The sequence below is a fragment of the Streptomyces sp. NPDC014006 genome (assembly GCF_043088925.1).
Lineage (GTDB): Bacteria > Actinomycetota > Actinomycetes > Streptomycetales > Streptomycetaceae > Streptomyces.
The window spans coordinates 1-11504 of sequence record NZ_JBICAJ010000039.1 but is presented as its reverse complement, the minus strand read 5'-3'; the positions used below and the strand labels follow the sequence as shown (position 1 = coordinate 11504).

Below are 11504 nucleotides of genomic sequence, written 5' to 3'. Positions count from 1 at the left end.
TCAAAGGCTTCCGCGGCATTGCCACCAGATACGACAAGACCGCCACCTCATACGAGGCAGCGGTCAGTCTCGCGTCGCTGCTGCTCTGGGCAAGATCCGTTTGAAGACGGACCCTAGTGGTTGCCACAGCTTTCCTTCTCCTTGTAACGGTAGTAGAGCAACGAGGCCGTCGTCGGCTACGCGACTGTTTAGGCTGCGCCAAAGCGCGTGGGCGATGGCGGTGATGCCCATGCGGGGCTGTCACCTGATCCGCAGTCCAGGCACCATCGCTCCGTTGTGGTGCCTGGGGTGGTGACGGGTGTGTGGGCGGGCTAGGAGAGCTTCGCGGCCAGGACCTCGACGGGCAGGATCTCGGGCGCTTCGGCGAGCAGCTTGGGGGCGTTGTCCATGAGCGCCGCCGCGATGTGGCCCTGGAGGTGCGCGGAGCGGTCTTCCTCGGTGCCGAAGGCGTCGAAGATGCCGAACGTGGTGGGGCCCAGGCGCAGCGCGAACCAGAGGGTGGTGCCGGCTTCGTCCTGGGCCAGGGGTGAGGGCTCCCGTGAGCAGTTCCTCGACCTCGCGGACGTACTCCGGCTTGGCCTCGATACGGGCGAGCAGTCCGATGCGAGCGGTGTCGGGGACAAGGGCGTTGGTCATGGAGTGCTCCTTGGTGCGTGGGGAGTGCGGTGTGGTGCTGCGCCGTTGTGCGATGTGATCACCGTATGAGGGACTGGTGGACTGCAGTCAGTGGCGGATCCGCCGGATGCTTTACCGTTTCCGACATGAGGATTTCGGTGCTGGTGATGGACAGCCTCTTCGACTCCGGGCTGGCCACGGTCTTCGACGTCCTGCAAATGGCCAATGAGCTGCGAGAGGAACTGCCCCACCCCCCACCATGCTGGGAGCTGACCCGCGTCAGCGGGCACGGTGCCGTCCGTACGGCTTCCGGGCACGTGATCGAGGCTCAAGCCGTCGAGGACGCTCCACGGCCCGATGTCCTCGTCGTGCCCGGAGCCGGCCCCAAACAGCCCGCCCCCCTGCTGGAATGGGTGGCCGCCCCGGAACGCGGTCCCGAACGCGAAGCGGTCCGGAGGGCCAGGGCCGACGGTGTCCCCCTGGCCGCGGCCTGCACCAGTACGTTCCTCCTCGCCGAGGCCGGCGTGCTGGACGGGCTGGCCGCCACCACCAGCTGGTGGCTGGCGCCCGCCTTCCGGCAGACATACCCCCAAGTTGCCCTGGACGAGAGCCACATGCTGGCCCACGCCTTAGGTGTCACCACGGCCGGAGCCGCCATGGCCCACCTCGATCTCGCCCTCGCCCTGGTACGCCAGGCCAGCCCAGCCCTCGCGGACCTCACGGCCCGCTATCTCGTGGTCGACCACCGCCCCACCCAGTCCGGTTACGCCATTCCCAGCCACCTCGCCCGCACCGACCCCACCGTCAGCGCCTTCGAGAGCTGGGTGCGCACACACATCGACCAGCCGCTGCGCATGGCCGAAGCGGCACGGGCAGTCGGGACAAGCGAACGGACCCTCCAGCGCGCCGTGGACAAGGTACTGGGCATCTCACCCCTGCGATTCGCCCAGAACATCCGGCTCGAACAGGCCGCCCACCTGCTGCGCACCACCGACCTCCCCACGGAGACCGTCGCCCGCCGCGTGGGATACGAGAACGCCTCCACGCTCACCACACTGCTACGGCAACGCCTGGACACCACCCCCGGCCGCCTGCGGAGCGGAGCGACGCCCGCCAGCACCCAACGTGCGTGAAGGTGATGCCTGTCTCGGCTCCCGTCATCGCCACAAACCCCTCGACGGTCACTCACCATGACAGCCAACCCGTACCGTCGAGGAATACCTGACGCCAACATGCGAGCCCACCAGTACTGAGGCCGGTGAAGCAGTCAACGCCGTCACCACCTGGCCGGTCCGGCCCCAACGGACGTAGCGTCGGCCCTCCCGTGGGGAGGCCGGGAGGGACGGCGGAGTGATGGCCCCGGATCGATGATCACCGCTGGCGGCAGCATTGCACTGGTTCCACCCAGCCGACTCCGGATCGCCCCGACGGGCGATCATCGCCACCACTGCCCCTGACCGGTGGATCGGCGAGCCGGTCCGTGCCCTTGACCTGACACCCTGAACCCGAAGCCGGACTACCCGCCGGCGCCGAGGCGGGTCCGGCGGATTTGAACGAGGCGATGCCAGCGGGTACGAACGGCGTCGGCCCCGTCGAGCCAGCGCGCGGAGGCCGGGCCGGGCAGGGCCAGACCGCCCATGTAGCGGGCGATATCCGTGTAGTAGGTGTAGTCGCCGGTGCGAGCGAGTTCGTGCAGGCGGTCGACGACGGCACGGATCTTGTCTTGCTCGCCAAGGACGGCGTGATGGAAGGCGAGGGCCAGGTCAAGGACGGCTTCGGCCGCAGTGATGTCGGCGTCGTGGGTCTCAGCGCGCAGGTCGCGGGCGGTTTCGAGGCCGCGCAGAGAGGACTTTTACGAACGGCGACCTGCGGAACGGATCACACTCGGGTCTCTCGCAGAACTCTCGTATCTGTTCGTTTGTGAGAACAGATACGGTGATAGGCGGTGCGGGATCAGTCGGTGTCGAGGCCGTCGATCAGGCGGTTGAGGAACTGGGTGAAAGTGGCTTCGGGGGTGAGGGGGCGCCCGGGGGCGGAGAGGGCTTCGGCGAGTTCCGGGTGGTGGCCGTCCGCGGCGACAGTGGCGAGGTTGTTCCGCACCCGCTTCATGTCGTCTTCGAGTAGCGTCCAGACCTCGATCAGGTCCTCCGGCTCCCAGTCCTGCCGCACCCGTGCCCCTCCACACCGACCGAGATCACTCGTTCAGCTCAACGAGGCGCCCAGCCAGCGGAAACGAGGACCAGAGCAATCACACAGCGCTACATGTCCGTTCGCCGTAGCTATACGAGAACACGCCTACACCGCGGTCTCCACCGTCGAGTCGTCAACCCACCTCGCCAGCAAGCTGAACGCCGCCAATTGCTCCAGGGCCTCGTGCTCCTTGAGCTCGTCGCCCAGCTCGTCCGCGCCGCCCAGGCCGACCTTCTCGAACTCCCCGGGGTCCGTCTCCCCAACCTTGATGAGCTGCGGGCCCGTGGAGTGCTCGGGGCCCACCCGGCGACGTCCGCGATCCCGCGGCGGATCCTTGGAGCCGGCGGCCGCGCGAACGGTGAGTCGCCCGACCTCCCCGCCTGACACCGAGGCAGTCTGCAGGATCAGGCCTCGCTCGTTTCCTTGGCCTCTAGAGCATCGGCGACGGCCGCAAACTCTTCTAGGGCAGCGGTGAGGTCTTCGACGATCTCGCGGGCAATTACGTCGGGGGCAGGCAGGCTGTCGAGGTCCTCAAGAGACTCGTCCCGAAGCCAGGTGATGTCCAGGTTGACCTTGTCGCGAGCGATCAGCTGGTCGTAGGTGAACGACTTGAATCGCTCGGACTCAACACGTTCCTCGCGGGGCTGGCCTGGCTTGGCAGACTGGACGAAGTCCTCCAGGTGCCCGCGGGTCAGTGGGTTCTTCTTGGGCGTGAAGTGCTTGTTGGTCCGCAGGTCGTACACCCACGTCGTGGTCGTCCACGGCGTCTCACTGGCCGGCTTCTTGTCGAAGAACAGCACGTTCGCCTTCACGCCCTGGGCGTAGAACACCCCTGTGGGCAGGCGCAGGATCGTGTGCAGGTCGAAGTCGTTCAGCAGACGTCGGCGCAGTGCCTCCCCGGCCCCGCCCTCGAACAGCACGTTGTCCGGCAGCACCACCGCGGCTCTGCCGTTGATGTCCAGGATCGTCATGATGTGCTGCAGGAAGTTGAGCTGCTTGTTGCTCGTGGTGACCACGAAGTCGTTGCGCTCGATCTCCCGGTCCTCGCGGGCCTCCCTGCCGTCGGCGCCCACCATCGTGATCGAGGACTTCGTGCCGAAAGGTGGGTTGGCCAACACCACCGACCAGCGCTTACCAGGGTCGGCGACCAGGGCATCCTTGACTTCGATCAGTGACTGGCCCTTGGCGTCGCCCATGCCGTGCAGCAGCAGGTTCATCGCGGCCAGGCGTGCGGTGCCGTCCACGATCTCCACGCCGTGCACGAACGACGCCTTCAAGTGCTGACGCTGCTCGGGGTCCATGTGCGCGGCGTCCTTGGAGGCGTACTCGTGCGCGCCCAGCAGGAACCCACCTGTGCCGCAGGCCGGGTCGACCACCGTGTCCTTCACGGTGGGCCGCACGACATCGACCATCGCGGAGATGATTGAACGTGGCGTGAAGTACTGTCCCGCGCCCGAGCCCTTGTCGCTGGCGCCCTTGGACAGGAGAGCCTCGTAGGCGTCGCCGTTGATGTCACCGCCGCCCGACCAGGTCTCCTTGTCGATCAGATCGTGGATCAGCCGCTTGAGGATCGCCGGGTCCTGCACCCGGTTCTGCGCCTTGCGGAAGATCGTGCCCAACATGCCCGGCTGGCGGCCCAGGCCCTGCAGGATCAGCGTGTACTGGGTCTCCAGGGCTGCACCCTCAGTATCCAGCAGGCGCTGCCAGGAGTACTCCTCCGGGACAATCTGCTCGGGCTTGAGCGGCCGGTGGGCACGCTCGTGCGCCATCTTCAGGAACAGCAGGTAGGTCAGCTGCTCGGTGTACTCCAGCACGCCTACCCCGGCGTCCCTCAGCACTCCCGCGTACGCCCACAGCTTGTCGACCAGCCGGCGAGTGTCTGACACGTTGTTTCCTTCCTTGCCCAAGGCGTACGCCCTGCAAGATGAATAGATTTCCGGGCCGGTCAGCGAGTGCTGCCGGACTCCCAGGAGGCGTAGGTGACGTTGTCGTCGGTGAGCCAGTTGGTCCGCCCGTTCATGGACACCCGTCCAGCGATGACCGCTCCTGCGGCTGAGGGGGAGCCGAACACGACGTCACGGGTCAGGCGCGCGGTCCCGTCCGGACCGACGGCGATCGATCCGTCCGCGACCAGGTCACGGTGCTGGCCCTGACGAACCTTGTACTGCTTGGCCGACGAAGCCTTGTAGCCGGAGCGGTCCGGCATCTCCGCAGCCACCTCCGAGCCGGCCAGAACCGTGAACTCCCCGTCGATGACCTGCGCCTGAGCACCAGGCATCTGCACCAGGTAGAACACCGGGGAGACCTCCACCTCAGGCTCCGACTCGGACTCGACAACTGGCACCGGGCCACCAGACCCAACAGGCGCAGTCTGCGCGGCGGAGGGAGCACCGATGGCCGGGCGGGTAGCCCTGCCACGCAGCACATCGACGCCCAGGACCGGCAGCAGGATCTCCAGCTGACGGACGAACTCCTCCATATCCGAAGCGTCCGCCTCGGGCAGGTCCGCACCGCCGGTGGGCTCGTTGCCGTTCTCCAGCGGCACACGGCTGATCGCCTTGGCCATGCCGATCAGCTTCGACTCCAGCCAGCGCACGTGCGCGCTGGTCAGGTTGGAGTCCTTCGAGGTGATGACCACGACCTCCGACCAGAAGTCCTTGTTCTGGTCGTGAGTGCTCAGCCGCTTGGCGACGTTGTCCGACTGCCCGACGTACGCCTTGGTCTTCCCGGTCTCCTCGTCCTCACCCAACAGGATGTAGACGCCGGTCTTCTGCGCCTCCCTACGCTCCCGGATACGCGCCAGGTCCTTACGAGCCCCCTTGAGGAGCTGCCCGGTCCACGTCATGATCTCCGCGGTCGTCAGACCACCGACCTTGCCGTCCACCAGGAACAAACGCACCTGCTTGCCCGCCATCAGACCAGCACACCTTCAGGAGCCTCAGCCTCGACGATGTCAGCGGCGATCTCTTCGACCCGCTCGACGGCGAAGGCCGCGCCGGTCAGACGACCGGAGAACGCTGCGGTCAGAAGTGAGCGGCGCAGCCTGTCTGCGCGTGCGAGCCCAATCTCCACCTCTCCGATGAGGCGACGGCTCTGGCTGACCGCCTCATGAATCTGAGCCAGCCGCTCGTCCTGCTCCGGCAGGGGAGGAACTGGAATCGGCATGGTCTTGATGACCTTGAGGCTGATCGAGGCGAGGTTGACGCTCTGCTTACCGTGCCTCTGGGCCCAGCGCGCACCGTAGGTGTTGGCGCACCAGGCCAGCCACTCCGATCGCATGTTGTCGCGCGGTCGCGCGCGAAAGACATGGTTCTGGTGGATGCACTCCTCAATCTGCCCGTCCCAGACCCACCCTCGAGCGAGCTTGTCCCGGTCTCCACCTTCGTTCATCAGGACGTCGCCCTTTAGCAGGCGCAGTGCTTCGACCTTGGCGGGCGGTACGCGGAGCGTTGTCACATTCTCAAGGTCCAACCGGGCACGCTGGACGTTAGCTACGCGCAGGTACGGAACCTCGATGTAGGAAGGGTCGGACTGCTTCTTCGCATCCTTCGTGACCCCGCCGACGACATCAGCGACTTCCCTCAGGGTCTGCCAGGACCACCCCTCTGCCAGGGCAGGAAGGTGTCCGTTGATGATCTGCTCGACACCATCTTGGCGACTCTCCGTGCTACCCAAGGCACGCATAATCGTGGCGTCCTCGTACAGGGCACAACGACGACGCGCGGCATTGAGGTAGTCGACGCCCGCGTCGAGGCGGGAGAGGTAGTCCTCCAGCACCTCGACGATCCGCTCCTGCTCAGGCAGGGGAGGCAGCAGGAAGGGGATTTTCCGAAGGTTCTGTTGCGGAAGGTGAGCGATGGTTGACCCGGTCGTCAAGGGCGCCAGCACACCAGCCCTGGCAGAGTACTCGAGCATGTATCGGAGAAAGCGAGCGTCAACGTTGTCGCCGGGCCGTACTCGGTGCAGGGCCTTCTGATAAGCGATGTAGCCGCCGTCGTGGGTCCAGATCGCGGCTCGACCCACCTCCCCGCCTTCGCAGACGAGCAGGTCACCAGGGAGGACGCCGAAGCGGTCTCGCTCGTCGTCGGCGAGTTCCATGGTCAGCATGTCATCGGTGTCGATGCGTCCCCACTGCACGTTCACGTTTCGCAGGTAGGGCACATGCGGATATCCCTTGGCCTTGCCCTTGTCGAGCATCTTGCCGAGCGCAGTCTCAGCGACTTCGCCCAGGGTCACTCGACGCCATCCGGAGGGCACCTCAGTCACGCGGTCAGCTCCTTGTTCAGGGTCTCCAGGAGGGTGCCAGCCTGGTCGCCCAGGTCGCGCACGGCGCCGTCGATGCCGCCACGCTCGTCGAACGGGGCGCCGTCGAGCTGGTCGACGTCGATTCCGGCCGAAGAGGCGATCACGTCGGCCATGTTGTCCAGCCACCACTTCTGTGTCTCGGTGAAGACGACGCCGGCCTGCTCCTGCTGCCGTAGCCAGCCCTGGTACCGCTCGCGGACCTTGTCCGCGTACGGCACCAACTCGTCGTCACCCGCAAGGGTAAAACGCAGCAGGGACACCAGGTCCGTGACCTGGGCCTCTGCGTTCGGGCGGACCCGGCCTTTCTCCACTTGCTCGTACGCCTCCCATAGCCGCTGCGGGGTCCACTGGTGCGGCGGGCGGGCGATTCGGTCGGCCAGTTCCTTGATTTGGGCGAACGTGCTCCCAGCAGGCTTGGTACCGGATTCCTCGGCGTGCTGCAGAACCTGGATCGCGGAGATCTCGCTGCGGTGCTCGTCCAGGTAGGCGCGCCAGTCCGTGACGATCTCGCGGGCCTTGTCCTCGGCGCTGACGCCGTAAGCCTCGAGCAGGGTGTCGGGGTTGGTGTCGTCGATGATCTGGTCGTGCTGGCGGCGTAGCTCCATGATGCGCGTCCGCAGTTCGGGGTTGGCCGCCAGCGGGGTGATGGCCTTCTCGAGCAGGTCATCGACCACCTGTTGAGGGTCCGCGCCTTCGCCGGCGGCAGCGACGGCTTTGGCCTGCTGCTCGGGGTCGCAGGCCTCGACCAGCTTCTTGACGATCTTCTTGAGGGGTTGGCCGGCGACCTTGTCGAGCTCGGCCCGCTCGGCAGAGGTGACCTGGAGCTCCAGGGCTGCCAGGCGGGAGGCCAGGGTTGCGGTCTCGTCCTCGGTGATCGTGAGGCTTGCGGCCTTGCTCAGGAGCTTTTCCAGGCTGATGCCCTTCTTGCGCATCAGCGGCGGGTCCACGAAGTCGTGCTCAGTGACGCCGATGGCGTCGACGATGACGAACCTCGTCTTCTCCCGTGCGACCGGGCTCGTCTGGGAGTCGGGGGTGACGGCCTGGAAGTCGGGCTTGGGCATCGTGCGCGCCCCGCGGCCCTTCATCTGCTCGAAGTACTGCGCCGAGCGGACGTCGCGCATGAAGAACACGCACTCCAGCGGCTTGACGTCGGTACCGGTGGCGATCATGTCCACCGTGACCGCGATCCGCAGCCTCGCGGAGGAGCGGAAGGCCTGCAGGTGGCCTTCAGGGTCCTTGGCCTGGTAGGTGATTTTTGCGGCGAAGTCGTTGCCCTTGCCGAAGACCTGCCGTACCTGGGTGACGACCTCCTCGGCGTGGGCGTCGTCCTTGCAGAAGATCAGTGTCTTGGGGACCGCGGTCCGGCCGGGGAAGATCTCGGTGAACAGCCGGTCGCGGAAGGTCTCCAGGACGGTGCGGACCTGGTTGGGGTTCTGCACCGCCCGGTCCAGCTGGCTCTTCTTGTACTCGAGGTCCTCATCGATGGCCTCGATGCGCTGCATGCGGGTGCGGCGGTCGACCTTGGGCACGAACGTGCCAGCCTCGATCTTCGCGCCGTTCTCCGAGACCTCCGTCTTGATGCGGTAGATGTCGAAGTCCACGTTCACGCAGTCGGCCACCGATTCGGTGTACGTGTATTGCGAGACGAGGTTCTGGCGGAAGAACGCGAACGTCTGCTTGCCCGGCGTGGCCGTCAGCCCCAGGATGTGGGCGTCGAAGTACTCCAGGACGCCCTTCCACACCCCGTAGATGGAGCGGTGGGCCTCGTCCACGATCACCAGGTCGAACGACTCCGGCGGCATGTCCTTGTTGTAGGCGATCTCCACCGGAGCATCCGGCACGAAGCTGTCCAGCGTCGGGTCGTCACCCTCGGGGACGTCCTTGCCGCGCAGCACGGAGTAGACGCGCTGGATCGTGGAGATCACCACGTTCGAGGACTCCAGCATTCCCAGACCGGTCAGGCGTTGGACCGAGTACAGCTCGGTGAACTTCCGACCGTCGTCCGGGGTCTCGTAGTTGCTGAACTCTGCAGCGGTCTGCTTGGCCAGGTTGTTGCGGTCCACCAGGAACAGCACCCGCTTGAACCCTGCGTGCTTGAGCAGTCGGTAGGACAGGGTCACGGCGGTGTGCGTCTTGCCCGCACCGGTGGCCATTTGGATCAGCGACCGGTCTGCACGCTGGGCGGCCAGGGATGCCTCGGTCTCAGAGATCGCTTCGGTCTGCGCGGGCCGGAGCCGTTCCTCGTTCAGCGGCGGCATGCGCCGCACCTTTGCCCGCCAGGTCGGGAAGTCAGGATCGTCCTGGGCCTCTCGGACTATTCGCGCGAGGGTGGCCGGCTTGGGAAAGTTGAAGATCTTCCGGGCGCGCGGCTCAGGGTCGTAGCCGTTGGTGAAGTGAGTCTCCGACCCGGAGGCCTCGAACACGAACGGGATGCGATCGCCCACCGTGTGCGCACGCTTGCGATGCTCCGGCGGCAGGCCAGTGGCGTACATCGCCGACTGCCACTCCACACCTGACAGGGTCGTGCCCTGCGGCTTCGCTTCAATGACCCCGACGACCTTCTTTTCCACGTACAGCAGGTAGTCGACCCGGCCGTGGCCCGGCGCCATGACGACCTCACGCACCGCGACACCGTGCACGCCGAGCTCACCCGCGAATAAATTCATCGCCTTGCGGTCCTGTACCGCCCAACCAGCCGCAGTCAGCTGCTGGTCGATGAGGGCACGAGCGCGGGCCTCCGCCGGGAGACGGGAATCATGATCCTTGCTGTTCATCGCTTCCTCAGCGTGGGTATCGGAGATGCTGCCAACTGAGTGCCGGACTCGGGTGGTTCGCATAGGCCGAGGCTTACTAGCTGTGAGGCGGTGGACTGTTGTGCCCCGTCAGGCGACCTGCTTCAAGAGCCGCTCAGTTACCCGGTGCCCCGAAGTGGATCGGCTCGCATCGGCCGCTTGCTCAGGTCAAACCATGACCATGCTCAGCCGGCTGATTGCAGGCACCCCCACAATCGGAAGGAGAACAGCTCTCAATGCGACCCTGATGCGCGCCGTACATCCTGCAACCGCCTTTCGTCCGCTGCGCTGACTCTGCTTCAGGTCAGCACGCCGTGTCCATACCAAATACCGGGGATGAGGGTAGTGCAGGGGAGTAACACAAGAGACATGTCCGACCACCCTGCCACCATCCACTGCCAGACCCAGGTCGAAGGCCGGACATCGGCATCAGGGCAGACCACCGCCCGCCTCGTCACCGAGGCCGGCGGAACCTGGCGCTCGCAGCCATCAAGAATCCCAGACGACACCGGCTCCAGCACCGCTTCGCGTCGGGGCAGACCCGGAGAGCGTGCGGCGGGACCTTTCCAAGGCAGAGGTCAGACTCTGCAAAAGCCGGAGGCCTTGAGCGCGTTGTTGATCGCCTTGCCCTGGGCTTCGCTGGTGGTGACGTCCTTGTAGCTGAAGCGCTGGGAGTTCATCCAGTCCAGGCGCTGGCCGCCGTTGTTGATGGAGCTGCACTGATTGCGGGCGGCGTCGAGGGCGGGCCTTGTCCTCGGAGCGGACAACGTCAAGCCTGCGAGTTATCTGGCCAGACACACCACACACCTACACGATCTTGAATTGGCGTCGCTGAGCCGTCAGCCCTGGCGGTCCTGGACAGCCTCGGGCACGGCGGGCCAGCGGTTTTAGATCCCCGTATAGCGCGGCGTGCAGGGCACCCAGACCCCGGACCCCTACGCGATCCTGCACGGCTGGCTCGCCGGGTCGTACGTCCGGCCCGACGGCGGCCCGCTCACCGACGCCGACTTCGAGCACCTCGCCCGTATCGCCCGGGCCGCCACCGCACGAAAGGGTGACTGACCGCATGCCGTTGTCTCTACCGCTCCTTTTCGTATCGGGAGAGCCGGACCGCCATACACCGTCCACCTGCACCGCGTGCACTGGAGCCTCTGCGCCGTCTCCGACGAGACGACCGCCGTGGCCGGGGAGGGGCGAGACCGGTGACTCCTTCCCCGGATGAGCTGGTCTCCCAGCTCAGCCAGCTCGCACACCAACTGGAGACGCATCCCGACCTCGCTGAGCCAGACAACACCCGCCGGGCGCTGTACGACCTGACCTCTGCTTTGTCCTCGCTGCTCCTCCCGCTCAACCTCTGGGTGACCGGCGCTGGGGACTACCCACAGGACACCCACGGCAGTGAACTGGTAGGGCCCGGGCAGCGCTCTGAAGGAAGCGGTTCAGGCCACGCACTCCCTGCTGAGGCGGCTGTGACCCCTGAGCTGCAATCTGTGGAGACCATCGACAGTGTATTGATCACGAGCGTTGTTGACAGCCACGGGGCTTGATCATGGCGAAGACCTCCGGTGTGGTGGAGCTGTCTAGGACTGCACCGCACGGAGG

The 11504-nt window shown here is 66.0% G+C and carries 9 protein-coding genes and 2 pseudogenes; 3 read left to right on the top strand and 8 right to left on the bottom strand.

From position 1 onward, the window contains the following. Nucleotides 1-311 precede the first annotated feature (311 nt). Nucleotides 312-636, bottom strand: a pseudogene (locus ACF1GV_RS42175) (putative quinol monooxygenase). Between the two features lie 125 nt (nucleotides 637-761). On the opposite strand from ACF1GV_RS42175, the gene ACF1GV_RS42170 reads away from it, so the two are divergent. Together ACF1GV_RS42170 and ACF1GV_RS42165 are read left to right on the top strand one after the other, a co-directional pair. Then, nucleotides 762-1748 carry a GlxA family transcriptional regulator gene (locus ACF1GV_RS42170; protein WP_391692424.1) on the top strand — a complete coding sequence of 329 codons (987 nt, stop codon included), beginning with the start codon at nucleotides 762-764 and terminating at the stop codon, nucleotides 1746-1748. 557 nt (nucleotides 1749-2305) lie between these two features. Further along, on the top strand, nucleotides 2306-2539 hold the full coding sequence (locus tag ACF1GV_RS42165) for a hypothetical protein (RefSeq protein ID WP_391692422.1): 234 nt from the start codon (nucleotides 2306-2308) through the stop codon (nucleotides 2537-2539). A 29-nt stretch (nucleotides 2540-2568) separates the two neighbouring features. On the opposite strand, the pseudogene ACF1GV_RS42160 reads toward ACF1GV_RS42165, so the two are convergent. From ACF1GV_RS42160 to ACF1GV_RS42130, 7 genes and pseudogenes are all read right to left on the bottom strand, one after another. Next, nucleotides 2569-2703: pseudogene (locus tag ACF1GV_RS42160) on the bottom strand (TetR/AcrR family transcriptional regulator); the annotation flags it as partial. Between the two features lie 207 nt (nucleotides 2704-2910). Then, on the bottom strand, nucleotides 2911-3192 hold the full coding sequence (locus ACF1GV_RS42155; protein WP_391692420.1) for a hypothetical protein: 282 nt from the start codon (nucleotides 3190-3192) through the stop codon (nucleotides 2911-2913). A gap of 17 nt (nucleotides 3193-3209) precedes the next feature. Next, entirely contained in the window at nucleotides 3210-4691 is a 1482-nt protein-coding gene (locus ACF1GV_RS42150) for an N-6 DNA methylase (protein WP_391692418.1), read from the bottom strand. A 59-nt stretch (nucleotides 4692-4750) separates the two neighbouring features. Continuing rightward, nucleotides 4751-5719 (bottom strand): GIY-YIG nuclease family protein, encoded by a 969-nt coding sequence (locus tag ACF1GV_RS42145; protein ID WP_391692416.1) that lies wholly within the window; start codon nucleotides 5717-5719, stop codon nucleotides 4751-4753. After that, entirely contained in the window at nucleotides 5719-7071 is a 1353-nt protein-coding gene (locus ACF1GV_RS42140; protein ID WP_391692414.1) for a restriction endonuclease subunit S, read from the bottom strand. Before ACF1GV_RS42140 ends, ACF1GV_RS42145 begins: the two co-directional genes overlap by 1 nt. Next, the gene (locus ACF1GV_RS42135) at nucleotides 7068-9884 is read right to left on the bottom strand and encodes a DEAD/DEAH box helicase family protein (RefSeq protein ID WP_391692412.1); all 2817 of its coding nucleotides are present in this window, start codon (nucleotides 9882-9884) and stop codon (nucleotides 7068-7070) included. Before ACF1GV_RS42135 ends, ACF1GV_RS42140 begins: the two co-directional genes overlap by 4 nt. 596 nt (nucleotides 9885-10480) lie before the next feature. After that, on the bottom strand, nucleotides 10481-10675 hold the full coding sequence (locus ACF1GV_RS42130) for a hypothetical protein (RefSeq protein WP_391692410.1): 195 nt from the start codon (nucleotides 10673-10675) through the stop codon (nucleotides 10481-10483). A 136-nt stretch (nucleotides 10676-10811) separates the two neighbouring features. Here ACF1GV_RS42130 and ACF1GV_RS42125 point away from each other — a divergent pair, with 136 nt between their 5' ends. Continuing rightward, entirely contained in the window at nucleotides 10812-10964 is a 153-nt protein-coding gene (locus tag ACF1GV_RS42125; protein WP_391692408.1) for a hypothetical protein, read from the top strand. Nucleotides 10965-11504: the final 540 nt, after the last annotated feature.

Excerpts from the sequence above, each read along its gene's own strand:
- ACF1GV_RS42170 (WP_391692424.1), top strand. The coding sequence starts at position 762 with ATGAGGATTTCGGTGCTGGTGATGGACAGCCTCTTCGACTCCGGGCTG.
- ACF1GV_RS42145 (WP_391692416.1), bottom strand. The coding sequence starts at position 5,719 with ATGGCGGGCAAGCAGGTGCGTTTGTTCCTGGTGGACGGCAAGGTCGGT.
- ACF1GV_RS42135 (WP_391692412.1), bottom strand. The coding sequence starts at position 9,884 with ATGAACAGCAAGGATCATGATTCCCGTCTCCCGGCGGAGGCCCGCGCT.